This is a genomic window from Bacillus salacetis, assembly GCF_049177075.1.
Lineage (GTDB): Bacteria > Bacillota > Bacilli > Bacillales > Bacillaceae_B > Rossellomorea > Rossellomorea salacetis_A.
Genome location: NZ_CP185377.1, coordinates 815,296 through 841,503, shown reverse-complemented (window position 1 = coordinate 841,503; position 26,208 = coordinate 815,296). Strand labels below are relative to the sequence as shown.

Genomic DNA, 26,208 nt, shown 5'->3' with positions numbered 1-26,208 from the left:
TCCAACCTGCTTCTTTTTTACATGATTTTTTCTTTGCTTTCGAAATCTTTTTTGAGCTGTCTTACCAACGGCAAGGCAATTCTCACCTCGGTTCCCTTTCCCAGCTCGCTTCTATAGGTTATCCTTCCCTCCATCGCCTCAATGATCCTTAATGATACCATTGTGCCAAGTCCCGTTCCCTTGTCCTTTGTTGTATAAAAGAGGGTTCCGATCCGGCTCAGCTGTTCCTTTGTCATGCCTTTGCCGTTATCCTTTATCGTAATTCTTGCATCTTGACCGGCAGCTTTTAAGGATACATGGATCCTGCCTCCATGGTCCGTCGCTTCTACAGCATTTTTTATCACGTTGACCAGTGCCTGTTTAAATTGATTTCTGTCGGTATGGAGGTACACTTCTTCTTCCAGGTCACTGTCCAGATCAACTCCCTGTTTGATGGCCAATGGCTGCATAAGGGAAATCACATCAGATATGGTGGCCGATAACTCAAGCCTTTCAATTTTCTCAAACTGGGGTTTTGCAAAGTTCAAATAATCATTTATGATAGCCTCGGCTCTTGCCAGTTCACTCAACACAAGGCTCAGATATTGATAGTTATCATCCTTTTCTTTTTCCTGGCTTTTCATCAATTGGAGAAAACCTTTCACAACCGTCAGGGGATTCCGCACCTCATGTGCGATGGAAGCAGCGAGTTCCCCAAGGGTGTTCAATTTCTCGGCCCTCTGCATTTCCTTTTTCATCAATCGCCTTTCGATTACAGCTTCATGAAGCATCGAGGCAAATCCGATCGCAATAATTTGAATCAGGCCAAAGAGCAATACATAGATAATCAATTCCTTGATATCGTATATAGGATTATCTGAGAAATACAGCCAGGAAATCAGGATCGACAACATGATGAAAGATGGCCAGATCCCGAGCCAAATGGCCGTAAGAATCCTTCTCTTACCCTGATGTTTCCAAAATCTTTTTACATAAAAGAATGGGATTGAAGCGGCCAAAGTGGCACTGATATAGCCGAATAATAAGGAATCAGCAGCCATAAACGTCCTTGCGCCAATAATGGACAGGAACGTTATTCCCCCTGCAATAGGACCGCCGTATAGGAATGACAAGACAAGCGGTACATACCGCAGATCCCAATAAAGACCGTAACTGTAATAAGAGACTGTGAGACATAATATTGCCGAAACACCATACATCATTCCTATAAAATAAGGTGATTGTCCAATGCGGCGGTTTTCAAAGAAAGAAGTGTACACCAGGATAGGGGCCAGAATGACAAAGACATGTAACAGCAGTTTTTCAGCAAGCATTAAATCTTCCTCATCTCTAGTAGTATATTGATAAAATACGACAACTTAAGCCAAACACCTGCTGATAAACACAAAATTTTCAAAACAATTTTGATAAAATCAGAAAAGGATCCCCGAAAATCGGAGATCCTTCGTTAAAGACAAATGATCAAGATACCTTTTCACGATCTGGCTTTGCTTCGTTTTCCCAGTAATCCGCATTCTTAATTCCAAGCTTAACGGGATCGAAAACCGGATCAAGCCCCTGTTTCTTCTGCTGTTCATAGTCTTTCAATGCTTTCAAAGCTGGTTTGTACAGAAGGACGATGGCAACCATGTTCAGCCATACCATGATTCCAAGGCCGACATCCCCCAGTGCCCATGCAAGGGAAGCCGTCTTCACAGCACCGTATAAAGTAGCTCCAAGGAGGACGATCTTCAAGGCTATGATAGCAAGCTGATTGTTCTTTCCTCTAAAAATGTAAGCGACGTTTGTTTCAGCAATATAATAATACGCCATGATGGTCGTGAAGGCGAAGAAGAACAGTGCAACTGCAACGAACCCTGCTCCGAAGCCAGGAAGCACACTTTCAATCGCTGCCTGTGTATATCCAGGACCTGCTTCGATTCCTTCAAGATTATTGACAATCATTGTTCCATCAGCTTTTTCAACATTATAAGCTCCTGTAAAAAGGATCATGAATGCGGTAGCCGAGCAGACAAGCAAAGTATCGATATAAACGGAAGCCGACTGGACAAGCCCCTGCTTGGCAGGGTGAGAAACTTCTGCCGCCGCTGCTGCGTGCGGACCTGTACCCTGTCCGGCTTCGTTTGAATAGATTCCACGCTTTACTCCCCATGAAACAGCCATACCGACGATCCCGCCAAATGCTGAATCCAACGCAAATGCACTTTTAAAGATAAGAGCAAAAACACCTGGCAGTTCTGCAATGTTCATGACAACAATGATCAAGGATAAGAAGATGTACCCTACAGCCATGAAAGGAACTGCGTACTGGGCAACCTTGGCAATACGCTTTACTCCGCCAAAAATGATGACTCCAAGAAGAACAACAAGTCCGATTCCTGTGACCCATGTATTAAGGCCGAACGCATTTTCAAGACCAAGAGCAATTGAGTTGGATTGAATTCCCGGCATCAATAACGCCATCGCTAAAATGGATGCAACCGCAAAAATGACTCCATACCATCTCCAGCCCATTCCTTTTTCAATGTAGTAGGCCGGCCCCCCGCGGTACTGTCCATCCTGCTTCACTTTATAAATCTGGGCAAGTGTCGACTCAATGAACGCCGAACTTGCGCCAATGAAGGCGATGGTCCACATCCAGAAAACCGCACCCGGTCCCCCAAATGCGATAGCTGTCGCTGTACCGGCAATATTACCGGTACCTACACGCCCTGATAATGATAGTGCCAAAGCCTGAAAAGATGATACCCCTGCATCTGAACTCTTGCCTTGGAACATCAATTTGAACATGTCTTTGATGTGCCTTACCTGGAGAAAACGTGTCATAATTGAGAATACAAGTCCTAAAGCCAAAATTAAATAAATGACAGGTGAACTCCATAAAACCCCATTAAGCCAACCAACAACCGTCTCCAAACATACTCCCCCTTTGTAAATTCAGAATTTTGTTTCTATTCGAATTATATTTCATAACTTGTTATTTAGACAATCTTTTTTTTGAAAAATAATTCGGGATGCCCATAAAGGGCTTTAAAGGAGATGAGTCAGGCGAACACAAAAAACCTCTTGCTGCCTTAACAGCAAGAGGTTTTTGCCGAACCTTAAATGTCACCACGATAGTCGTTTCTTCTGAATGCATTTTCATCGGCATCCAGATTTTCAGTATTCTTATAGTCTCTTCTTTCTTTTTCGGAGCCGGTGACAGCAGAGTCTGTCAGTCCTTCTTGACCCGTTGCATACGTTCCTTCACTGGACGTTCCGCGTAGAGATGAATCCCTTTCAGTATCGTTGAGGCGTTCTTCTCCCTGTACCCTGGAAGATCCGTCTTTATCCAAATGAACCTCTTCTTTTTTAACCGTATCGCTTACATGCTCGGTTTCTTCTGACGTTCGTTTCCCAACGACTACCTCATCAGTCACGACCGGCTTCTTCGTGACTTCCACTTTCTCTTCTACAATCGGTATCCTGATCTCGTCATCCTCACCGATTTCGGCAGAAGCATTTCGCTTTTCACCATCCTGCACATGTCTCTTTTCGACATATACTTCTTCATGCTTCACTGGGATATCGACGCTTCTTTCTTCTTCCACTACGTCTTTGCTGATGGAAACTTCACCGGTTTTTCTTTCTTCTTTGTCAACATTTAAACGCTCTTCTCGAAGTTCCATTGATTGTTCTTCGTTTCTGCCGCCAGTTGTTGTATAGTCATTCACTTCAGTTTCACGTCTGTCATATCCAGTCGTGAATTCTTCCAGCTCGGCAGTTGAATCAGATTCTACTGCAATCAAGATCTTTCCATCATCCAATTTTGATTCATAACGGCTGGCTTCCTCATCTGATAGACCATATGTTGACAGGCGGTTATTAGAATGAGTCTCTTCATCAAGTGTGAATGCATCTTTGATCTTATCCCACATGGATGGGTCATGTTGTTCAGTCCGATCGCGTTCCACTTGAAGGCCGGTCTTACTTTCTAAAGAACCAAGGCGGTCTCTATTTGACACAACCGTGATTTCTTCCGGGGAGTATCCTTTTCTTGATAGCTGTTCCACTACTGCTGCTGCTTCATTTGTTGAATCATATGCTCCAATAATGTGTTTTTCCATCATGATTACCTCCCTCATTTTTTTGATGCTACATAATAAAAATTACCCTTGAGATCGAGCAGAAAACGTTTTGCTTCACTGAAAATGTATCCACTCTTGCTATAAATTTCATGTTTAACCCCAACCTATCGAATCCCATTTCACATAAAAAAACCCGCTGTCATTTCTGCAGCGGGTTTAAGGAGGTTAAAAATCTCCTCTGTAATCATTTCCTTTAAATCTTTCTTTTTGTTCTTTTTCATTAAGGTGTTCGGCATTCTTTTCATCCTGATATTCCTTTTCCGTCTGATCGTTCGTGCTGTTTTCCAGTCCTGCCTGTCCTGTGGAATACCTTTCCGATGTCCCAAGCTTTCCGCCAAGTGTATTGCCTACATTTCCCCCTATTGTATCTTCATTTGTATCCACGTTGCCAGACCTAATATCCTCAGGTTCAGCCCCGTGATTGCCAACGCTTTTTCCGGCTGTTGGGGAATTGCGATAGTTTTCAGTTGATGTTTGATTCCTGACTTCATTTACATTCCTCATGTCATCATCGTCTTCAAGGATATCTTCATCATCTGAAACCGGCTTGATATTGGCACCGGCGTCCACCACTTCTCCTCCATGGCTGAGGACATATTTATCTGTCGCTGTTACAGCAACCAGGATCTTTCCGTCATCAAGTTTGGACTGATAGGTTCCAACTTGGTTAAGCGGGATTTCATATTGAGCAAGATCATTGTCTGACCCTTCATGTTCACGAACGGCAAATGAATCTTTGATTTTTTCCCATAAGCTTCGTTCATGGTGTCCTTCTGGATGTTCTACATGGAGCCCAGAAGTATTGTCCAATCTATCAATATCGTTTCTGTTGGAGATGACAAGGATATCATCTTCATTATAACCGTCTTTTGTCAGACTGTTGATGACATCCATTACTTCAGTTGTGGAGTCATATGCACCAACAATACTCTTTTCCATCAGAATTTCCTCCTCGAAAGTGCATGATTTCCCAATTGTCTGGGATGCAGTCATACAAAAATCTACCCCTTTGATAATCGGTTCAAACCAGGTGGTTAACCACATTACTTTCTGTTATCACTTGCACTTTTTGCAGTCTTTTTTAAAATTTTCCAGTTTCCAGAGAGTTATTGCGTTTTCCATCTTAAAAGAAGGGTAGAAGAAAGCAAATATATTTTATACAGAGGAGCTAGTAAAATGATTGCTACTGAACATCGTTTATTAACAAAGGAAGATATGATGAACCCTGAAAAAGTCCCTCAATGGGTGATGGAGGAATATCAAACATTCAGGGATACGGTCACTGAGAAAACATTCCCCTGCTACTTCGGCATGACTGCCGAAAAGAAAGGTGAATTGAGATACTCTTATATTACACATGATGACTGGTCCTCCCTTCCCGGCACGCTGGAACAATTCATCTCTTTGTTCGACAGCCCCAAGCTGACCCGCCATGGTTTATTTTTGTTTGTCGAGCCTGAGAAAGAGGAAAAAGATATCCCTTACTACCGGGAATACTTCTGGAACATCCTTCAGTTTCTCCATGACCAGGATACAAAGCCTTGGCCAAAAGATTATCCAGAGGATCCCGACCACCACCTTTGGGCCTTTTCTTTCGCTGAGGAACCTTACTTTGTATTTGGCAATGCTCCCGCTTATAAGCAGAGGAAGACAAGAGATCTTGGTAACTCCCTTGTCCTAGGTTTCCAGCCCCGGAGGATTTTTGAGGGGCTGGAAGGTACATCCAAAGGCGGCATCATGTCACGTGAAAAGGTAAGGGAAAGAGTGGAAAAATGGGACAATCTCCCTAAGCATCCAAATATCAGCCATTATGGCGATCCCGAGCATCGTGAATGGAAACAGTACTTTATCGGTGATGATGCCGAACCTATGAATGGTAAGTGTCCTTTTCATCATAAATGATCATAAAAAAGAAGCGGCTGAACATGCCGCTTCTTTTCGTCTGGGTTAATTTTGGCTCCCCGACAGCGTATATTCCTTGCCAAATCAAGCCATATTAAGGGCAAGGAGGATGAATGATGAAACTGTCAAAAGTTCTAATACTGCTATTATTAGTATTTTCCTGGGTTATGCTCCCGTTTGCCGGCTGGCGGTCAATTAAGCGGTTTATGCCTGCATCACTGTTTATGTGTTTCTTCTTATTGATTGAAGATGTCATTGCCGAAAGGTTTAAGTGGTGGATCATATATCCAAATCTTTCTTCGAAGATAAGCGGGATGACTCCTTTTGCTGTCGGGCCGTTTTTCACCGGAAGTATTTTCATCCTGAAATATACCTATGGCAGATTCCCTCTGTTCCTTCTTGTTAATCTTATTGTTGATACCTTCTTTGTTTATCCTTTCTATAGATGGTTCAAGAAACTGGGAGTATGGACATTGATCAAAATGAATCAATTACAGTTACTGAGCGTTTTTTTAACAAAATCAATCCTTATGTATGGATTTCATCACTTCTTCATTGCAAAAAGAGAACAAGGAAATTAAAAAAGAACGTTGAGCAAGGTCCATCTGACATCTTCTCTAACGTTCTTTTTTGCGTCTTTATCCTTTTATGCCCAAGAGAAAGGCACTGACCATCCGCTTCAGACTCTCATCAACACTCAAATCCAGCCCGAATCCGCTTTTTTGCTCCAAAGAGGCAAATCCATGAAATAAACTCCGGAGTCCCCTGACAGCATGAAGCGCATCTTCCTTGGAAAGATCCAGATAATCGAGCGTACCAAGAGCCAGTTCCACTATCTGATTTCCTGCATTTTGCACTTCACGATTCCTGGGATCAGGTGCAAGCAATGCTGCTTCATAAAGTCCTGGATGCCTGCGGGCAAAAGACAGGTAGGAAGCCCCTAAAGCCTGCACAGCATCATCTCCCTCTTTTCCCTCGGAAGCAGATTTAATTTCATGATAAAGACTGTTCAGTCCATGGACAGCCATTACCGTTCTCAGTTCATTCAATCCCTTGATATGGTTATATAAAGAAGGTGGACGGATTTTCAATTCCTTCGCCAAATTGGCGATTGTCACGGAATCAATCCCGTTGTGATCAGCCATTTCTCCTGCTGTCTCCATTATCTTGGTTCGTGTAAGTCCCATTCTTGGTGACATGAAATACCATCCTTCCTGCTTTGCTCACTTCACTTTTTGTTTGGCAGATTCAATCGCCAACTCGATTTCCTCAGACGGGTTTTCAAGCATTCTACCATGTCCGACAGCCAGCAGGGAAGGATTATGACTTTTGATTTTCTCCGCACTCAAAAAGGCCGTCTCCTTGCACCATGTAGCCATAGCCGGAAATGGGAATGAAATGACCATCTGTCCGGAAACGGCTGTACGCCCCCTGGTTTGGAAGGCATCCCCGGCAATCAATGAATGATCTCTGGTATCAAGATAAGACATCGCCCCCGGCGTATGGCCAGGTGTGCCTAAAGCAATCAGTGATCCAATCTTATCCCCTTCGCTTATTAAAAAGTCGGCCCTTGTTTTGAGTTTCTTGGGGACTCCGCCTTTAATCGGGATTTGTGATTCGCCGGGCTCGAGACTTTTATCCCCTTTCATCAAACGTTCATCCCGTTTGGGGACCCCGACCTCTATTTCAGGATGGGAAGATTTAATTTTATCCAGAGCTCCAACATGGTCATCATGAACATGGGTCAGCACAATTCTTTTGATTGGCTTCCCAATATCCTTGGCGGTTTGGAGAATTGCATGTGCACAGTAAGGCAAAGCGGCATCAATTAACGTCAGACTTTCTTCTTCTTCAATCAGATAACAGTTTACCGGAAAAAATTTCGGCATAAAGGCTAGTTGATACAGGTTATTCCTTTTCGTTACTTTCATACGATCAGCTCCCTCTCCTACAAAACTAATGGTGTTAGTTTTATTATAACTAACACCATTAGTTTCTGCTACTCTTTTTCTCAAAAAAAGGAGCCCAATCTTTTTTTAAAATGCCATACTGCAGATGGCTTTCCCATTCACCTTGAATCAGGATGTTATTCTTTTTGAACCCCTCCTTCTGGAATCCCGCTTTCTCCAGCACCCGGATGGAAGGGTTGTTTCTCGGCATCACTTCTGCTGAAACCCTGTTCAGCTTCAAGGAATCAAAGGCAAATGACAGAATCAGCTTCAGGCTTTCGGTTGCCAGCCCTTTACCATTCTGTGCTCTATCAATGGCATAGCCGACAACTCCACATTGATAGGGACCTCCTTTAATATCGTAGAGATTAATGATCCCCATTAGTTGATGAGTCTTTTTATTGAAGATACCAAAAGTATAAAACAGTCCCTTTTGTATGCCTTCCTGGAAGAACCTTATATTTTGAAGCTGTCCGTCAAATGTATAATAACCAGCCTGCCATTCAGGTTCTGTCTTTCCCCAAAAGTTTCTGTTCCGTTTAATGAGCCTCAGAAGAACCTCCGCATCCCCTGCTTCAAATGGACGCAGGTAAATTCTTTCACCAGCAAGTAACATAGCAGATCACTCACCTTTACTTTTTTTATAAAAGAATAAGGACTTGATTCAAATCCACTGAATTCTTCTGGACCTCTTTTAATGATATGTTGGTTCCGGAACTGGCATGAGCCGCTGACCCATTTTTCCAAGGGACTTCCATTTATTGATCCTTACTAAAGCAAAAAAAGGATGTTCAACCCGTGGTTGAACATCCTTTTTATTTTCAGCTGATTTCCCTCAGCTGACTGTTATAAAGTTCATAGTAGAACCCTTTCTGCTCCAGAAGTTCTTCATGCGAACCCCTCTCGGTGATCCTGCCGCTTTGCAGAACAAGGATCTGATCGGCTGACTGGATGGTATTCAGGCGGTGAGCGATGACTATGCTCGTTCTGCCTTTCATCAACCGCTGAAGCGCCTCCTGAATTTTCACTTCCGTAACCGTATCGATACTGCTGGTCGCTTCATCCAGAATCAGGAGGGAAGGGTCTGAAAGAATCGCCCGTGCAATGGAAAGCAGCTGCTTCTGACCCTGGCTGATCCCGCCCCCATCTTGAGTCAGTACAGTGTCATACTGCTCGGGCAGTTTCATGATGAAGGAATGGGCATTCGCTTCCTTTGCTGCCTTTTCCACTTCGAGATCGCTTGCATCCAGCCTTCCATACCTGATATTTTCCCGGATGGTCCCCTGGAAAAGGAAGGAGTCCTGCAGTACAAACCCCATATTTTTTCTGAGGCTTTCCCGTTTAATGGTTAAAAGGTCTCTTCCATCTATCGTGATCTTTCCTTCATCATGATCATAAAACCTCGACAATATATTCGTAATGGTGGTTTTACCCGCTCCTGTAGGCCCTACCAATGCAATGGTTTCGCCGGGCTCTGCCTTGAATGAAATATCTTCGACGGTTTTCGTTTCTTTATCATAAGAGAAAGTGACATGGGAAAACTTTATTTCTCCCTTGATCTCATTTACAGAGACAGCGCTGCCTTCATCTTTCTCTTCCTGCTCTTCATCGAGGATTTCAAACACCCTCTCCGCTCCTGCTACAGCAGATAAAAGCGTATTGAATTGGTTGGCAAGATCATTCAGCGGCCTTGTGAACTGACGTGCATATTCTGTAAAGATCACAATGACCCCGATTGTGATCACTCCCTGCACGGCAAGGATACCGCCGACTCCGGCGATGACAGCGAAGCTCAAATTGTTCAGCATGTTCATCAATTTGGGTATGAACCCCGAATAGGTCGATGCCCAGTAGGCGGAGGCTTTTAATCTGTCACTTTTGACAAGGAAATCATCCATCACCTTTTCTTCCTGTGAAAAAGTTTTAACAATCCGTTGTCCGGAAACGGTTTCCTCAATATAACCATTGAGATCCCCTAAATTTTTCTGCGTTTCTTTGAAAAGCTTCCCAGTCCGGTTCGTGATCCACTTCAGCCCGAGGAACATGGCCGGAATGATCAGCATTGTAATGAGTGTCAGAAGCGGACTCAGCCACAGCATGACCCCCACTGTACCCAGCAATGTGAGGACGCTGGAGAAAATCTGGATAACAGAACTGTTCAATGTCGAGCTGACATTCTCCATATCATTTGTGACCCTGCTCATCAATTCCCCATGCTGGCGGCGGTCAAAGAATGGGATGGGCAGTTTATGCAGCTGTTGAAAAAGCTCTGTCCTCATCCTGTAAACTGTATTCTGGGAAATCCCGATCATCCAGTAAGCCTGAAGCCACATCGCGGCTGAATAGAAGATATAGACGACGATCAGCCATAGAATCAATTCAAGCAGCCCGCCCGCATCTCGTGTGACGATGAAATCATCAATCGCCATCCCTACCAGGAACGGACCCAGAAGCCCCAGGAAGGAACTGATGACGACCATCAGGATGACAAGTGTCAGAAGCCCTTTCTCTTCGGAAAGATAGCTCCAGATGCGTTTGACAGTCCCCTTCCAGTTTTTTATCTTCGGTTTGCTCTTCGGTGCTTTACTGTAATGCCTTGGCATGCTCGAGGTTCTCCTCTCCAAATTGAGATTGAAAGATCTTTCCGTAAAGCGGGGAGTCCGTTATCAATTCTTCATGACGTCCTTCCGCAATCACCTTCCCGTCTTCAATCAGAAAAATTTTATCCGATTGGATGGCCGTACTGATTTTCTGCGTCACAATCAAGATGGTGCACGAATAGTTTCCGATTGCCTGGATCAGCCTGGACTCTGTCTTTAAATCCAATGCGCTTGTGCTGTCATCCAGGATCAGAATTTTCGGCTTCCTTACAAGGGCCCTTGCAATCGAAAGACGCTGCTTCTGTCCCCCTGAAAGATTGACTCCCTTTTGCCCAAGTACGGTATCGTACCCTTTAGGAAGCCCCTCAATCAAGTCGTGGATCTGGGCCGACTTAGCGGCTTCGACAATTTCATCCATTGAAGCATCCTCTTTGCCCCAGGCAATATTTTCTTTGATACTGCCTGAAAAAAGCAGGGCCTCCTGAGGAACAAACCCGATACTTTTCCGGAGGTTCTCAAGTTTGTATTTTTCAATTTCCACATCATCGATAAGGATTTTCCCGCCTGTCGCTTCATACAGCCTTGGGATCAGCTGGAAGAGGGACGTTTTCCCGGAACCGGTCGCCCCGAGAATCGATATGATTTCCCTTGGCTTGACTTTCAAATTGATTTCATCGAGTACATCCGCTTTTGTTCCAGGATAGTGAAAAGACACATCCTTGAATTCAATTTTCCCTTCCGAGACAGCCAGGGAAGCGTCACTGTCTGGCGAGTCAACCAGATCGATATCAGTTTCAAGCACTTCCGAGATCCTTCCTGCAGAAGCCCTTGCCCTGGAAAAACTCATGATGATAAAAGCAAAAACAGAGAAAGCCCCAGTGATTCTTGTCGCATAGTTGACAATGGCCACTACATCACCGACAGCAGCATCGCCGTTTGTCACTTCAACATTCCCCATCCAAAGAATGAACAGAATGCTTCCATTCATGACAATAAACAGTACTGGCATAATGGTTTCCATCAGCCTGAGTGCGCTCACTGTCTTATTCATCAGCGTTTTATTGGCTTCAATGAACCGGTTGTTCTCATGCTTACCCCTGAGGAGGGCTTTGATGATCCGCATCCCCCTTAGGTTCTCCTGGATGACATCATTCACGGAATCCAGCTTTTGCTGGACATACCTGAACATCGTCCAGCCGGTATTCAACACCCATAATAAGAAGATGACGATGAATGGTATGACGAGAAGCAGGATGATCCCGAGCTTCACATCGACGATTAGGGCCATGACAGTCCCACCGATGACAAGCAGCGGAGCCCTCATCATGATACGCAGTGAGGTGAAAATCGTATTTTGTATCTGTGTCACATCATTGGTCAGCCTCGTGATCAAGGAAGATGACGGAAACTTGCTGAAGTTTGCAAAAGAAAAGTTCTGGATCTTTTCATAAAGACTCTTCCTGATATCATAACCTGCCCCCTGGCTGACATGAGCAGCGAAAAAGGAGTTGGTAACCCCTGCCGCAAAAGCAGCCAATGCCAATGCAGACATGATGCCGCCCCAATACCAGACAGCCGACATATCCTCCTGTAATATCCCTTCATCAATCACCTTTGCCATAAACAAAGGCAGCAGCAGCTCCACCGACAGTTCAACTAACATCAGCGTCCAGGCAATCCCCATTGCCAACCGATAGTTTTTCAAGAATGACAGCATTTTCTTCATGTATGTTCCCCCATACTTCTTGGATGCTTGAATATATTTCGGAATCCGTATTTTATCCTATTCATTATAAAGGCTTTTCCTTATTTTTAAAAATAGTTTGAATCTTATTCAACGTTATTTATGGAGGCTTTAACACACTAACGCAGCGGGGGACAGTCCCTCAGCGCTTTAACGCGTTAAGGCACGAAGAGGGACAGTCCCTCTTCGTGCGTTAAAGTGCTAAAGGATTAGTAAAGACATAAAAAAAGACGGCTGCAGAGCCGCCTTTTCATCCAACGCTTAACAGCAGGATGACATATCCGATCCCCCCGATTGCGAACGCCCAGAAACTGCTCTGGCGTTCCTGCGGAATCTCCTCTTTCAATACGTTCAAAATGATACTTCCCGATAAGAATGCAAACAACAGTGCAAGCACCGCTTCGGGAATCTCCGTCATAAATCCGATCGCCCAGCCGACGACAATGGCAGATGCGAGCACCCATCGGCCTTCCCTGTCGTACCGGCCTTTATGATGCTCCCTTAACCCAAAGTCCACAACAATGAAATGAAGCGCCATGGCAAATCCATATAACAAGAGATTCCACAAGCCCGCCTCTTCCCTGTGCACAAGAAGATATCCAATCAGGCCATTGTATATGAAAAAAGAACTGATATGAAGCCAAAACGCCGACTTCTTTGGCTTATTCCCCACATCTGGATTCTGCTTTTTTGAATCCTGGACTGCTTTCTCCAATCCGTAGAAAATAATCAATCCAAGCATTGCAAGCAAGTATGCGTGATGCTCAAGGAATGCAACCACTTGAGCCGACTCTTCAATCGACTCTTGATGTTCCTTCAATTCAGGAAGAATATGAATAAATACATATGCCACAGACACCCCGCCGGCAATCGAAAGAAACTTACTTCTCGGAATCGACTCTAAAAACACCATCCTTCTGGCGGACAAGTGCACCACCGCCAGCACAAGGGCCAGAATCAACGGCATCCAATCCATATGTATACCTCCTTTTTTAGAGTTTGTTTTCCCTTTAATTTGGCGAGGTAATCATACCCGCCCAATTTCCACATTTATCCCGTTTACCACTCCGATTTTTAGACTAATTACATACTATAGACTTTTTTAATAGGGCAAGCTAGACCTATCAATCGATAAAGGGCTGACGTTATGGAAAAACCTCAGTTTGATTTACTCAGTGAAGAGGAACAGGCGGCGATCAGCGAGCAGGTCAGCGGCATGACATTCACTAAGAATTTCCGCTCACCCAGTGCGGAGGAATGGTATGTATTCCTGCCTGATTATCAGGATCCCCGGACAGGCGGTGCTGCCGGAAAAGTGATCGTTCATTATAATTTGCTGGGGACCAAAGATATTTTCATTAACACCACAGTAATTTTTGATGACCCTAAGCTGCATCAGCCAAGCCGGCACCATCTTGTTTATGCGGTGTGCGACGAGCTTGTGAACAGGCTTGTCGGGTATGCGGCGACTTTGCTTTCTGTACATGCAGGCGAGAACAGTTACGACGCGAAATATCATTAACTTTCGGAGGTTTTATAAATGAATGAGTCTGTTATTCAATCGATAAAAGAACATTCTACTGAATATAAGTCAGAACGCGACCTCGATAGGATCATAAATGAAATCGGTGATTCACGGATCGTCCTTCTCGGCGAGGCCTCTCATGGGACTTCCGAGTATTATAAGATCCGGACAGAGCTTTCCAAGAGGCTGATTGAGGAAAAAGGGTTCAATATCATTGCGGTTGAAGGTGATTGGCCGGCTTCACAGACCGTCAATCAATATATAAAAGGATATAATGAGACCCAAAATCCGCGTGATGTCCTGCAATCCTACAAACGCTGGCCTGCCTGGATGTGGGCGAATGAAGAGGTTGTGAACTTGATCTCATGGCTGAAGGAGTACAATACAAACACGGACTTAAAGCAAAAAGTTGGTTTCTATGGGATCGATGTGTACAGCCTTTGGGAATCGATGGAGGAAGTCATCAAGTATCTTGAAAAAACGAATTCACCCGACTTGGAAAAAGCGAGAAAAGCATTCTCCTGCTTCGAGCCTTTCAACAGAGAAGCCCAGGAATATGCAGTTTCAGCAGGCCTGCTAGGCGATGACTGCACACAAGAAGTTGTCGAGCTGCTTTCCACCATCAGAAAAAATAAAGACCACTACACAAGCGATCATGAACAGGAACTGAACCTTGAAGTGAATGCGATGGTGGCTGCAAATGCTGAACATTATTACCGCGCGATGGTGACCAATGATGAAAAATCCTGGAACGTCAGGGATGAACATATGGTAGAAGCTTTGAATGCGGTTATGAAATCATATGGCGATGATGCCAAAGTGATTGTCTGGGAGCATAATACTCATGTTGGAGATGCGCGTGCGACGGATATGATGGAGGCAGGGATGACCAATGTCGGCCAGATTGTCCGGGAGCAGAATCCGAAAGAGGATGTGTATATCGTAGGCTTTGGTACACACCGCGGTACAGTGATCGCTTCTGAAGAATGGGGCTTAGACCTTGAAAGGATGGTTGTCCCGCCTGCACGCCGAGGCAGCTGGGAGGATGCAATGCATCAAGCCGGTAATTATAATCAGATTCTGGTGTTCGATGATGATAATCGGAAAAAGTTCCATACGCCGCTTGGTCACAGGGCCATCGGTGTCGTCTACCGGCCGCAGTATGAACAGTACGGTAATTATGTACCATCGATCATGTCGGAGCGATATGATGCGTTCATTTATATTGATCAAACCAACGCCCTGCAGCCATTGGGACTTAGTGAAGTGATGCTGTAGATTTGGCTGCCAATAAACAATCATAAAGAAGAAGGCTTATCATTCGTCGATCAGCCTTCTTTATTTTCGAGCGGTAAGCGGATGGTGAATTTTGTTCCTTTGCCTTTCTCGCTGGTAACATCAATGGTCCCTTTGTGCATCAGCACTAATTGCTTAACGATGGAAAGCCCTAAGCCGAATTCACCATACGGGGTATTGGTCCTTGAAATGTCTGCTTTATAGAATCTGCGCCAGATCGATTGAATTTCGTCCGGATCCATTCCCATTCCAGTATCTATAATCTCGATGATGGTTTCACCTTCTGAAGATTCACCCTTCAGCCAAATCGATCCCCCGGTCGTGAACTGGATGCTGTTTTTTGTAATGTTGATGAGGATTTGAATGAGCCGGTCATAGTCGGCATACACCTTAAGCTCTGGGTCTGCTTCTATATGGATCTCATTTTGTTTTTCTTCCGCCTGGAAATCCAGCTGCTCTTTAATGACTTCGAACACATCCAGCAGGGGAAGTGTTACTTTTGAGATGGCAATCTGGTTGGAGCGGATTTTTTCATAATCTAAGTTTTCATTCACGAGGCGGATCAGCCTGCGGGTTTCCTGGCTGACCAATCCAAAGCTCTTCTCTTTTTGCTCCTCAGGAATCATGTCATTGCGGATTCCCTCAATCACGCCGCGGATCGTTGTTAATGGTGTTCTCATTTCATGTGAAACGTCAGCCATGAACTGCCTTCTTCGATTTTCCAGACTGTCAATTTCCTCTTTGGATGCCCTCAGTTTAGTGACCATATTATTAAAATCATCTGCAAGGTCGCCGATTTCATCGAAGTTGGAGCTTGGGACATGGACGTCGTAATTCCCGGATGACACAAGCGATGTGGCATCTCTAATACGCTGGATCCTCTTCACATGAAGCTTTGATAAAAACAAGCTGATCAGGAGTGAGATTGCCAAAGATATGAGGACGATATACAGTAAATATTTATTGATATCACTCAGCATTTCCCTTGTTCCGCTTATTGGTGAGATGAGGATCAGTCCTCCTGCCAGCTGATCATTGATGATCCTTGGCATGATGACAAGCGAGACCGCCTGGTTGAAGCGGCCGAAATCTTTCTTCAGTGAAACTGTTTCCCCCCGCTCGATTTTTTGCCATTCTTCCTCAGACAGTTCTATCCGGGGATAAATGCCTCCGCGGGAAAAAGATACGACTCCATTCTCATTGAAGGTAATGAGATCGATATCCCTGGCCTGGAGAAGTTTGCTGTATTCCTCTAAATAAAGGGGCCGTCTTGGACTCGGCCTTTCCAGGTCCGATAAGATTTTATTTCCGTAGGAGCTCAATTCTTCGACCTTATTTTCGTACACAAGATTTTCGACATAATGGGAAAACAGCGTCCCAAGTATAAGGAAGGCGATGATCAGCACACTCGTATGGCTAAGAAGCAGCTGATAAAGATATCTAATTTTCATCACCGGCCGCCGTCTCATCAAATTTATACCCTACTCCCCATACTGTGTGCAGATAAGGCTTGTCCTTGCTGGCAATTTTGTTGCGGAGCCGCTTGATATGGACGTCTACCGTCCGCTCGTCGCCGTAGAAGTCATATCCCCACACCCGCTCAAGGAGCTGTTCCCTTGAAAACACCTGGCGGGGATGCTGGGAAAGATAATAGAGCAAGTCAAATTCTTTTGGAGTTAAATTAGTAAGGGGAACCCCATTCAGCAGGACTTCCCGTGTCTCTTTGCTTATCTGGAAATCTGCTGTAGAAATGTCAGGGGCTGCGGCAGCACTATTCTTCTCTCCTTGATACCTGCGGGTAACAGCACGGATCCTTGCCATCAATGCAAGTGGTGAGAATGGTTTTGTGACATAGTCATCTGCACCGAGTTCCAGGCCGAGGACCTGATCGGATTCACTGTCCTTCGCTGTCAGCATGATGATTGGAACTTGTGTCCCTTCCTCCCGGATCTTTCGGCAAATCGTTACGCCATCCATGCCTGGGAGCATCCAATCCAGGATAACCAAGTCCCATTCGCCTTCACTATAGCGTTGGTATCCCTCAGCACCATCATGAATGAATTCTCCCTGGATGCCTTCTTTTATAAAAAACATTTCCAGCATGGAAGTGACACTTTCGTTATCTTCAACTACCAGCACTTTCATTTTATCTTTCCTTTCCCGTTAACACGAACGTTTTCTATTTAAATTATAGTCTTTTTCACCGATTCCTTCTAATAATAGTTTTCCCTTGGCAGGAGCCTTGAAACAATATGAAAAACCCCGCTTGCGGCGGGGATTTCTCCTTCAAACTTCAATTATAATGTGTCTTCAGAATCGGCCGCTGGCTCGTCTGAGTTTTGTTGATTTTGTGCATCAGCATCTTTCCCGCGGCCATGGCCGTGATGCCCTTTTTTCCCACCATGGAAAAAGAAATCTTTGTCCTTATTGAATGGGAAGATATCCAGTTCCTTTGCCTCATCAGCATGGTCGGTCATGATTTCTTCCATAAGTTCTTTTGTTGATTTGCCTTCTGTTTCGATTCCAAGTTCCTTAGCGGCTTTAAGGATGGAAGCATCAAACACTTCACGCTTTAACTCGTGAGCATCTTTTCCTTCCGTTTCGATCCCGAGTTCTTCCGCCTGCTTCAGCATAGCCGCTTCTCTCACTTCAGCTGCAAGGTCTTTCAGTTCCTTGCCTTCTGTCTCGATTCCTAATTCTTTTGCCTTTTTCACAAGTTGTGCTTCCATGACCTCTTTGGCTAATTCACGTGGATCTTTATCAGCTGTGTCAATTCCAAGTTCTTCTGCTTTTTCTTTCAATTGTTCTTCATTCAGGCCAAACTTTCCATGTCCTCCATGATGATGGCCGCCAAATGCGACATCTTTTTCTGAACTTGCAGCAGCTGATTCCGTGGATTGCGCAGCGTTATCCTCTGCAGCAAATGCCGGGATAGCTCCAAGGATCCCAATGGCTAGCGCACCTGTCAAAACATAGGTAAGTGGTTTTTTCTTTTTCATTTATGTTTCCTCCTTTTTTTTGCTGAAGCGTTGAATCTTATTATGTACCTCACATTGCAGATGGTGATTCAATGCTCTGCAATGTAAGTATCTCCAGAAGTTATTGCCAAACTATGAACAAAACGTTGCCGGTACATTAACTTTTTATAGAAGATTTTCTATCTTATATTCTTCTTTTTGTTCTTCCAGCCAAACTGGGTATTCTGTTTGAAGGACTTGGTCAAATAAAATCTCTTTGATTTCTTCTTTATGGTCTTCAAATACGGCTTCCTGGGCTTCTTTCTTATCTGTTACTTTGATGATATGGTATCCAAATTCAGTCTTAACGGGATCGCTGATTTCGTCTACTCCCATAGAGAATGCTTTCTCTTCAAACTCCGGTACCATTTCTCCTTTTGCAAAGAATCCTAATTCCCCGCCGGCTTCAGCATTGGAAGTGTCGGTGGAGTATTCTTTAGCAAGTTCTGCGAAGTCATCCCCGTCAGCGAGTTTTTCCTTTACTTCTTTAGCTGTCTCTTCATCTTCAACCAAGATATGGCTCGCCTCTACTTGCTCTTGCTGTGCAAACGAATCTTTATTGGCTTCAAAATATTCTTTGATTTGGTCATCTGTTACCTTTACTCTTTCCTGCAATAATTTTTGTGTCAACAAGTAGGATTTGATATTGTCTTTGACACTGTCAAGGCTGGATCCGCTGGATGTCAACGCTTGATTGAATGCCTCTTCGTCTCCATAGGATTCTTGGAGTTTCTTTAATTCTTCTTCTATTTCATTATCTTTCACTTTAATTTTTTGTTCTTCACTTTCAAGCTCAACAATCTTGTCGGCAATCAATGTGTTCAGCGCAGCTTCACCATATTGGTCTACCATCATGGTATATAGGTCATCCTTGCTGATGGACTCGCCCCCTACCTTCGCTACTGCATCTTGAGTTGAAGAACATCCACTGATAAGCATGCCGGAGACAGCCACACTTCCTATTAAACTTAGTAATTTGATATGACTCTTCTTTTTATTCACTTCATAGCTCTCCTTTATAGTAAGCAAGGGGTGCCTGTGCTATCGCCTCACCAGGCACCAGACCTTGATGAATTAGTTAATCATCGCATTGCTAGTCAGAGTTAATGTAACGTTCATTTTTTCTGCACCGCGGTAGACTGTCAGATCAATCTTGTCTCCCACTTTCAAATCGGAGTATAACAATCTTCTTAAATCGGCAGGTGTCTCGACTGATTGTCCGTTAAGTTCTGTAATGACGTCTCCTGCTTTAATGCCGGCTTCTGCAGCAGCTGATGTTTCATCAATATTGGCAACAATGACTCCTGCAGTTACTTCATTTGGAAGTTCTGCAAGATAATTACGAGGTACATCCGCAAGGCTTGTCATTCCGATTCCAATGTAAGGCCGCTCTACTTTTCCAGTATTGATAATCTCATCGACAATCGGCATGAACTCTTTACTTGGAATAGCGAATCCAAGCCCTTCTACACCTGAAGTCGAAATCTTCAAGCTGTTGATTCCAACCAGTTCTCCATTCGAATTAATCAGGGCACCTCCACTGTTCCCCGGATTGATTGCAGCATCCGTTTGGATAACGTTCAGTTCAGATTCTCCAGCAGATGTCGGGACCGCGATCGTCCGGTCAACCGCACTCACAATTCCTTGTGTAACTGTTCTGGATAAATCAAGTCCAAGCGGGTTTCCGATTGCTATGACCTGCTCACCGGCACGAAGCGCGCTGGAATCTCCTACTTTCAGCAGGTTGTCCCCATATTTGCCATCAACTTTCAATACTGCTAAGTCCGTGAGAGGATCGGCGCCAATCAGCTCTGCTTTCGTTTTCTGTCCATCATACAGAGATACTTGAATGTTTGAAGCATCTTCAATTACATGGTTATTTGTAATGATATAAGCGTAGTCTCCCTCTTTCTTAAAGAAGACACCAGAACCGGTTCCTGCTTTAGCTTCCTGTGAAACCCCAGTATATGGATTGCTTTGCTGCTGGTAATTCTCTATTCCAACGATTGCTTTAGAGGCATTTTCAACGACGTTTGCAATATCTCCTCCAGTAGAAACATTTGTTGTGTTAATGCCTGCTGTTGAAGTTTCTGCCTGCTGAGTGATTCCTGCTGTATCGTGTACGGCGTTTTGTGCAAAATTTTGATAATAATCCGTTTGAGGCAGGACGGTCAGTGTCAGCACCGAACCGATGATCCCTGCACCTACAGTTGAAAGGAGTCCTTTCCCTTTTGAAGCTTTTTTCGGTTTTTCGACTCTTTGCATTTCCATTCTATTCACACTCTCTTCTGTTGAAGTTGCTTCTGCTGTATTCTGGATTTCTTCATTTTGATTATTGTTATGTTCTAACATTTTGTTTCCTCCTTATTAGTCAAAAGGTTTTTGTTGTGCATCTATTAAAAAGTTTTGTTTTGGTTTGTTGTTGTTATCTTGTTGCTTGATTACATATTAATGGGCAAATATTACGAAATTATTAACAATCTATGTACAAGATGGGAAGTTTTTAATAACAGAAGGACTAATTTGCGTAACAACTAAAAGCCATAAAAAAGAACCGCCAATGGTTGGCGGTTCAAGGTAAACTAATTATTCATATGATTTCGGATGCGTTCGATAACTTCCTTATAGTAAGAATCCTCATGGGGGACAAAATCGGCTTTCGAGGCTCTAAGTGGTTTCATTTCTTTTCCGTTGCCGGTAAGATGGAAACCATTCAGTTCCAAACTGGAAACCTCTTTATTAATCAATTTTTCAAAATCATCTAGTTCAACCCGGAAAATTCCTGACACCTCTTCGGCGTGAAGAGAGAAATCATCCATTTTCCCCTGAAACTCGTAAAGGAAAAGATGAGCTCTTTCTCTATCAATGAAACCTTTCATTACCACTTCATAGGGTGTTATGCCCATAGGAGTGAGTTCCTCATAGCGAACTTCTACTCCTGTTTCTTCCCTGACTTCCCTTATACCGTCTTCAATCGTCTCATGTGAAAGAAGATGTCCTGCAGCCGTTATATCGAGCATGCCGGGGTAATCCTTCTTAACTTTGCTCCGCAGTTGGAAATACAGATAGCAGTCTTCCTTTTCCTGTTTAATGAACCAACAGTGAAAGGTTTCATGCCAGTAGCCTTTCAGGTGAACTTCGTGACGTGCGGCCGTTCCTAAATGATTTCCTCTATCATCAAATATATTGAGAGTTTCTTGTTCCAAAACGCCATCCTCCTTGTCAGCTTTTTAAGGTACTGAGCTTCCGGTTCCTTATCACCTGGTTAATGACCTCTGAAAAAATCAGGCCGATGGCAATCGATCCTGAAATCATGAACGCTTTCGCTGCAAGGCTGATAGCCGCATTATAATCGTTCTGCACAAAGTTCCTCATCGCATCATAGGCCATTCCCCCGGGAACCAGCGGGATGATACCGGCGACACTGAAAATGATGACAGGTGTTTTATAGTATTTAGAATAAATCTGGCTTAGGACAGCTACTAAGAAAGAGGCAGTCACTGTAGCCAGTACGATATCCATATCATTCATTGTCATCACTATGTAAATGATCCACCCGAACATGCCGACACTGCCGCATTTGACCAAAGATTCACGGGGTGCATTAAAGATGATCCCAAATGCTGCTGAAGCGATGAAGCTGGTGATGATTTGTTCTATTATATACATGCTGAGATGGCCTCCTCTCCACTATTACTGTTCTTTTAGACAAAAGTAAACACAATCGCAATCCCCGATCCTATTGCAAAAGCTGTCAGGAATGCCTCAGCTCCTTTTGATAAGCCGGAAACGAGATGCCCTGCCATCAAATCCCTCACTGCATTTGTGATGAGAAGCCCCGGGACGAGCGGCATGACAGAACCAATGATAATTTTATCCAGTTCCAACCCTATCCCGCTCCAAACAAAGCCTAATGAAAGAAGGCCAATGGTGAGTGAGGCCAGAAATTCAGAAAAGAATTTAATCGGCACAACTTTATGAAAATAGATCAAACTTAAAAAGCCCATTCCTCCAGTGAAAACGGCAGGAAGGAAATCATGCCAGCTCCCCTGGAACATAATAAGGAAACATCCACTCGCAATTGCGGCAGCAAGTATCTGAACTTTAAAAGGAAACGGCATCGTCGCAGCATCTGCCTCTTCCAAAAGCTTATATGCTTGATCAATTGTAAGCTCTCCGCTGCTTATCCTTCTGGAAATGCTGTTGACCACCGTCACTTTCTTCAAGTCAGTCGTCCGCTCTGAAATCCTGATCAGCTTGGTTTTCGTTGGTTCAGATGTCTCAATTGAAAAGATGATTCCGGTAGGAGTTACATAACTATGTGACTCTCTTATCCCGAAGGAAGCAGCGATCCTCATCATGGTATCTTCCACCCTGTAAGTTTCCGCCCCGCTTTGAAGCATAATTTTTCCCGCGAGAAGGCAAACCTCCATGATGTCATATCTTATTTCCATTTGTTTTTCCATTAAAATACCTCTCTAATAAAAATACCTTTGAGTTATGTAGGTACAATTTTAATGGAAAGCATACATCAGAAGCAATAAAAAACGGAAAGCTTTAGCCCTTTAACGCGATGGGGGACTGTCCCTCTTCGCGCTTTAAAGTGTTAAAGCCACCTATATAAACAAAGACGAAGCCGTGAGATACACAGCTTCGTCTTTGTTTGACTTAATTTTATTTGATTCCTCCAGAGATATTGGATCCTTCGATAAAGTGCTTCTGGAAGAAGAAGAATAGCAATATTACCGGTGCCAGGACCATCACAGACATGGACATCAAGTAATGCCATTGGGTAGACATTTGTCCTTTGAATGTCTGCATTCCTATTTGCAATGTGTACATGCTTTCATCATTTAGATACAGAAGCGGACCTAACAGATCATTCCATGCTCCATTAAAGGAGAAGATCGCTACGGTGATCAATGCAGGTTTGGTCAGCGGCACCATGATATGCCACCAAATCTGCACATGGTTGGCCCCATCCAAATATGCTGCATCAATCAGTTCATTCGGAATGGTAAGCGAAAACTGTCTCAGAAGGAAAATGAAAAATGCGCTTCCCAAGAAAGAAGGAACAATCAAAGGAAGATACGTATTAATCCATCCCAGTTTTGAAAATAAAATGTACTGCGGCACCATCGTGACAAACCCCGGAATCAACATGGTTGATAAGACCAGTACAAACAGTGCGTTTCTGCCTTTGAATTGGATCTTTGCAAAGGCATATGCGACCAAGGAGTTAATGAAAACACTTCCGATTGTACCGATTGTCGCAATCATCAAAGTATTAAGTGTCCATCTGGTAAATGGTGCTGTCTGCCAGGCTTTTACATAGTTTGAAAACTGAAAGGTCTCCGGCAGGAACGAAGGCGGATATTGGGCAATCTCCTGAGGTGTCTTCAATGATGTTGAAATCATCCAGAACAACGGAGACAGAATAACCACACTTCCAGCTATTAAAATGAAGAGAATGAACCAGCCATGGAGCTTCTCCCTGAATTTTTTGGATTCACGTAATTTCAGCTTTTGCGTATTTTCCATTACTTTTTGTCCCCTCCTTCATAATACACCCATTTTTTCCCGAGCTTCAGGTTAATGAAGGTTAAGATCAGGACAATAACGAATAAGAACCAGGCCATAGCTGTGGCATAACCCATATCGAAAAGTTCAAACGCATTATTCCACATATGAAGGTTATAGAATAGCAATGAGTTTGCCGGTCCGCCGCTGCCGTTATCCGTCATGACATAGGCTTCCTGGAAGATTTGGAACGCACCAATGGTACTAGTTACTACATCGAAGAAAATGATCGGTGTGATCATTGGTAATGTAATGTAAAAGAACTTATGAAAAATACTTGCGCCGTCCAGTTCCGCCGCTTCATACATCTCCTTGGAAACACCCTGGAGGACAGCTAAGTAAAGCAGCATCCCTCCACCTACACTCCATAGTTTCATAATAATAAGGGAAGGCTTGGTCCATTCCGGATCAAACAACCATGCAGGCCCGTCAATACCAAACCAGGCAAGGAATGTATTGATCATCCCTGTACTGGGACTCAGCAGCTGCATCCATAAGAAGTAGACTGCTACCCCCGACAGAATGGATGGCAGGTAAAATACCGTCCTGAAAAACTTCATCCCTTTCACTTTCTGGTTCAACAATACCGCAAGGAGAATTGCTCCTGCAGTGGTTGCCGGGACAGAAAATAGAACGAAGTATAGTGTATTCCATAGTGAAGTCAGGAACATTTCATCTATAGTAAACATTTTTTTATAGTTATCCAAACCGATAAAATTCATCTTTGATGTAATGTTATAGTCTGTAAAGCTTGCTGCTAAAGAAAACAGCATCGGTCCCAATGTCAATCCAAGGAACCCGAGCAGCCACGGGCTGATGAACAAATACCCGAAGATGTTGTCCTTCGCTCTTCGGGACAGGACTCTTTTCTTTGATGGGATGGAGACCACCCTGTTTCCTGCATCATCATTCTTCCTCTTTAACTTGGTGTTGCCTGAATGCAAGCCGGCCGTTCTGCTTGATTCTGAGGTGTTTGAAATCACTTCTGCGTTGGACCCCTTCATAGGATTACCCCCCTTTTTATTAAACCGAGTGACAATTGTTTCAAAAAATCCGGGACATATAAGTTTAATTGACCAAAAGAGAGAAGGAATCCCCTTCTCTCTAAGTGGCATTTACCTTTTCATTTTTTCAACAGCCTTTTGCGCCTCTTCCAGCGCTTCTTCAGCTTCCATCTGACCCATCATGAACTGATCGATCTTAGGGTTCATCAGGTTTTGATAATCAGGATAATTTACAGGCGTAGGCGCCAATAAAGTCGTTTCCAGGTTATCGATAGTCGCTTGATAGACCTCTTGATCTTTTCCTTCCAGTTCCGCTGCAGCCGCTTCTGCACCTTCGATATTTGCTACATTATCAAAGTTCTGCATAGCCCAATATTTCTGTGCTTCCTTACCAGTCAAGTACTTAATGAATTCTGCTGCTGCTTCTGGATTGTCAGAACCTTTAGGGATTTCAGCAACAAATCCGCCGCCGCTGCTCCAGTGTTTACTGTCTTTGTCATATGCAGGAATCGGGGCAACCCCAAAGTTCATATCAGGTTTGAATTCTTTGATTTGAGTATAGTTATTCCCAACGTTTACCCACATCGCGATTTTTCCGCTGATGAACGGGTTGGCCTGCTGATTTTGGAACTCAGCTTCAAATGTTTGAACGGTATCCTCACCGATTCGGTCTTTCCATTCCTTGACCCATTCCAAGGCTTCTACCTTCCTCGGTGTATTGATTAATACCTCTCCATCTTCAATGAAGTTCCTGCCGTTGTCGGCGCTCACCATCCATGCGTCAGAACCTACACTTCCCCATAACGGATAAAATCCTACGCGTTCATACTGATCGCCATTCTTCTTGTCCAATTTCTTTGCATATTCCTCAAGCTCATCCCATGTCTTAGGCGGCTTTTCCGGATCAAGTCCGGCTTCCTTGAAAGCGTCCTTATTATAGTAAAGCAGTCGTGTATCTGTATTAAAAGGAACAGCATAAGGCTTTCCTTCATATTCAACCGTTTCCCAGAGATGAGGGTAAAATCTATCTTTGAAATCCTCACCCAGGTATTCGCTCAAATCTTCAGCCTGGTTGTTCTCTGCACGCTGGGCAACCGAGTTGATGTCGTTGATGATGACATCAGCAGGATCTCCCGCTGCGATTGATGCAAGGTTCTTCGTCCAAATGTCTCCCCAAGGCAGATATGTATGTTTTACTACAATTTCGTCTTGAGATTCATTGAAATCTTTAATGATTTTTTCAATCATCGGCCTTCTTGTCTCAGAACCCCAGAATGTCCAAAAATCCACTACTGTCTTCCCGTCTTCAGTTGTACCTGCTGATGCTTCTTCATTGTTCCCGCAGCCTGATAAAAAGCCAGAAAGCAAAAGAACGAAGGAAAGAAGCAAAACAAAACTTTTTTTCCTCACTTGTAACTCCCCCTAAACTAAATATAACTTACAAAAAACTTACAAATTACTTCT

At 43.9% G+C, this 26,208-nt stretch carries 25 protein-coding genes; 4 read left to right on the top strand and 21 right to left on the bottom strand.

Annotation, left to right across the window (positions count from 1 at the left end; translation table 11 throughout):
- Positions 1–17: 17 nt before the first annotated feature.
- The 4 genes from ACOJQI_RS04210 to ACOJQI_RS04195 all read right to left on the bottom strand — a co-directional run bounded on the left by ACOJQI_RS04210 (position 18) and on the right by ACOJQI_RS04195 (position 5,066).
- On the bottom strand, positions 18–1,313 hold the full coding sequence (locus tag ACOJQI_RS04210) for an ATP-binding protein (RefSeq protein ID WP_421383795.1): 1,296 nt from the start codon (positions 1,311–1,313) through the stop codon (positions 18–20).
- A 148-nt stretch (positions 1,314–1,461) separates the two neighbouring features.
- Positions 1,462–2,916, bottom strand: a complete 1,455-nt coding sequence (locus ACOJQI_RS04205; protein WP_421383794.1) for an alanine/glycine:cation symporter family protein — start codon at positions 2,914–2,916, stop codon at positions 1,462–1,464.
- A gap of 185 nt (positions 2,917–3,101) precedes the next feature.
- The gene (locus ACOJQI_RS04200; protein WP_421383793.1) at positions 3,102–4,109 is read right to left on the bottom strand and encodes a YsnF/AvaK domain-containing protein; all 1,008 of its coding nucleotides are present in this window, start codon (positions 4,107–4,109) and stop codon (positions 3,102–3,104) included.
- A gap of 183 nt (positions 4,110–4,292) precedes the next feature.
- Complete coding sequence (locus ACOJQI_RS04195) at positions 4,293–5,066, bottom strand: general stress protein (protein WP_421383792.1); 774 nt, start codon at positions 5,064–5,066, stop codon at positions 4,293–4,295.
- 237 nt (positions 5,067–5,303) lie between these two features.
- Between ACOJQI_RS04195 and ACOJQI_RS04190 the strand changes: the two genes are divergently transcribed.
- Positions 5,304–6,029, top strand: a complete 726-nt coding sequence (locus ACOJQI_RS04190; RefSeq protein ID WP_421383791.1) for a YqcI/YcgG family protein — start codon at positions 5,304–5,306, stop codon at positions 6,027–6,029.
- Positions 6,030–6,142: 113 nt separating this feature from the next.
- Positions 6,143–6,610, top strand: coding sequence for a hypothetical protein (locus tag ACOJQI_RS04185; protein WP_421383790.1), 468 nt, complete (start codon positions 6,143–6,145; stop codon positions 6,608–6,610).
- Positions 6,611–6,667: 57 nt separating this feature from the next.
- Here ACOJQI_RS04185 and ACOJQI_RS04180 read toward each other — a convergent pair whose 3' ends face one another.
- The 6 genes from ACOJQI_RS04180 to ACOJQI_RS04155 all read right to left on the bottom strand — a co-directional run bounded on the left by ACOJQI_RS04180 (position 6,668) and on the right by ACOJQI_RS04155 (position 13,298).
- Positions 6,668–7,228: a TetR/AcrR family transcriptional regulator gene (locus ACOJQI_RS04180; protein WP_421383789.1), complete on the bottom strand. Its 561-nt coding sequence runs from the start codon at positions 7,226–7,228 to the stop codon at positions 6,668–6,670.
- Positions 7,229–7,252: 24 nt separating this feature from the next.
- The gene (locus tag ACOJQI_RS04175) at positions 7,253–7,960 is read right to left on the bottom strand and encodes an MBL fold metallo-hydrolase (protein ID WP_421383788.1); all 708 of its coding nucleotides are present in this window, start codon (positions 7,958–7,960) and stop codon (positions 7,253–7,255) included.
- A gap of 58 nt (positions 7,961–8,018) precedes the next feature.
- Positions 8,019–8,594: a GNAT family N-acetyltransferase gene (locus ACOJQI_RS04170; RefSeq protein ID WP_421383787.1), complete on the bottom strand. Its 576-nt coding sequence runs from the start codon at positions 8,592–8,594 to the stop codon at positions 8,019–8,021.
- A gap of 205 nt (positions 8,595–8,799) precedes the next feature.
- Complete coding sequence (locus ACOJQI_RS04165) at positions 8,800–10,581, bottom strand: ABC transporter ATP-binding protein (protein WP_421383786.1); 1,782 nt, start codon at positions 10,579–10,581, stop codon at positions 8,800–8,802.
- Positions 10,562–12,304: an ABC transporter ATP-binding protein gene (locus ACOJQI_RS04160; protein WP_421383785.1), complete on the bottom strand. Its 1,743-nt coding sequence runs from the start codon at positions 12,302–12,304 to the stop codon at positions 10,562–10,564. The genes ACOJQI_RS04165 and ACOJQI_RS04160 overlap by 20 nt, the downstream gene beginning before the upstream one ends.
- Before the next feature lie 268 nt (positions 12,305–12,572).
- Positions 12,573–13,298: a hypothetical protein gene (locus ACOJQI_RS04155; protein ID WP_421383784.1), complete on the bottom strand. Its 726-nt coding sequence runs from the start codon at positions 13,296–13,298 to the stop codon at positions 12,573–12,575.
- A gap of 240 nt (positions 13,299–13,538) precedes the next feature.
- Between ACOJQI_RS04155 and ACOJQI_RS04150 the strand changes: the two genes are divergently transcribed.
- Complete coding sequence (locus ACOJQI_RS04150; RefSeq protein WP_421385383.1) at positions 13,539–13,844, top strand: hypothetical protein; 306 nt, start codon at positions 13,539–13,541, stop codon at positions 13,842–13,844.
- An 18-nt stretch (positions 13,845–13,862) separates the two neighbouring features.
- Positions 13,863–15,125, top strand: coding sequence for an erythromycin esterase family protein (locus ACOJQI_RS04145; RefSeq protein WP_421383783.1), 1,263 nt, complete (start codon positions 13,863–13,865; stop codon positions 15,123–15,125).
- 50 nt (positions 15,126–15,175) lie between these two features.
- Here the strand turns inward: ACOJQI_RS04145 and ACOJQI_RS04140 are convergent, their stop codons facing one another.
- The 11 genes from ACOJQI_RS04140 to ACOJQI_RS04090 all read right to left on the bottom strand — a co-directional run bounded on the left by ACOJQI_RS04140 (position 15,176) and on the right by ACOJQI_RS04090 (position 26,154).
- Complete coding sequence (locus ACOJQI_RS04140) at positions 15,176–16,594, bottom strand: ATP-binding protein (protein ID WP_421383782.1); 1,419 nt, start codon at positions 16,592–16,594, stop codon at positions 15,176–15,178.
- Entirely contained in the window at positions 16,584–17,288 is a 705-nt protein-coding gene (locus ACOJQI_RS04135) for a winged helix-turn-helix domain-containing protein (protein ID WP_421383781.1), read from the bottom strand. The genes ACOJQI_RS04140 and ACOJQI_RS04135 overlap by 11 nt, the downstream gene beginning before the upstream one ends.
- A 152-nt stretch (positions 17,289–17,440) precedes the next feature.
- Complete coding sequence (locus ACOJQI_RS04130; protein WP_421383780.1) at positions 17,441–18,142, bottom strand: hypothetical protein; 702 nt, start codon at positions 18,140–18,142, stop codon at positions 17,441–17,443.
- A gap of 144 nt (positions 18,143–18,286) precedes the next feature.
- Positions 18,287–19,162, bottom strand: coding sequence for a foldase protein PrsA (locus tag ACOJQI_RS04125; protein ID WP_421383779.1), 876 nt, complete (start codon positions 19,160–19,162; stop codon positions 18,287–18,289).
- 72 nt (positions 19,163–19,234) lie between these two features.
- On the bottom strand, positions 19,235–20,512 hold the full coding sequence (locus tag ACOJQI_RS04120; RefSeq protein WP_421383778.1) for a S1C family serine protease: 1,278 nt from the start codon (positions 20,510–20,512) through the stop codon (positions 19,235–19,237).
- A 230-nt stretch (positions 20,513–20,742) separates the two neighbouring features.
- Positions 20,743–21,366, bottom strand: a complete 624-nt coding sequence (locus ACOJQI_RS04115; RefSeq protein ID WP_421383777.1) for an NUDIX hydrolase — start codon at positions 21,364–21,366, stop codon at positions 20,743–20,745.
- A gap of 16 nt (positions 21,367–21,382) precedes the next feature.
- On the bottom strand, positions 21,383–21,829 hold the full coding sequence (locus ACOJQI_RS04110) for a threonine/serine exporter family protein (protein WP_421383776.1): 447 nt from the start codon (positions 21,827–21,829) through the stop codon (positions 21,383–21,385).
- A 35-nt stretch (positions 21,830–21,864) separates the two neighbouring features.
- Positions 21,865–22,626: a threonine/serine exporter family protein gene (locus tag ACOJQI_RS04105; protein ID WP_421383775.1), complete on the bottom strand. Its 762-nt coding sequence runs from the start codon at positions 22,624–22,626 to the stop codon at positions 21,865–21,867.
- Between the two features lie 208 nt (positions 22,627–22,834).
- Positions 22,835–23,701, bottom strand: coding sequence for a carbohydrate ABC transporter permease (locus ACOJQI_RS04100; RefSeq protein ID WP_421383774.1), 867 nt, complete (start codon positions 23,699–23,701; stop codon positions 22,835–22,837).
- Positions 23,701–24,744 (bottom strand): carbohydrate ABC transporter permease, encoded by a 1,044-nt coding sequence (locus tag ACOJQI_RS04095; protein ID WP_421383773.1) that lies wholly within the window; start codon positions 24,742–24,744, stop codon positions 23,701–23,703. The genes ACOJQI_RS04100 and ACOJQI_RS04095 overlap by 1 nt, the downstream gene beginning before the upstream one ends.
- Before the next feature lie 111 nt (positions 24,745–24,855).
- Positions 24,856–26,154 carry an ABC transporter substrate-binding protein gene (locus ACOJQI_RS04090; protein WP_421383772.1) on the bottom strand — a complete coding sequence of 433 codons (1,299 nt, stop codon included), beginning with the start codon at positions 26,152–26,154 and terminating at the stop codon, positions 24,856–24,858.
- Positions 26,155–26,208 lie beyond the last annotated feature (54 nt).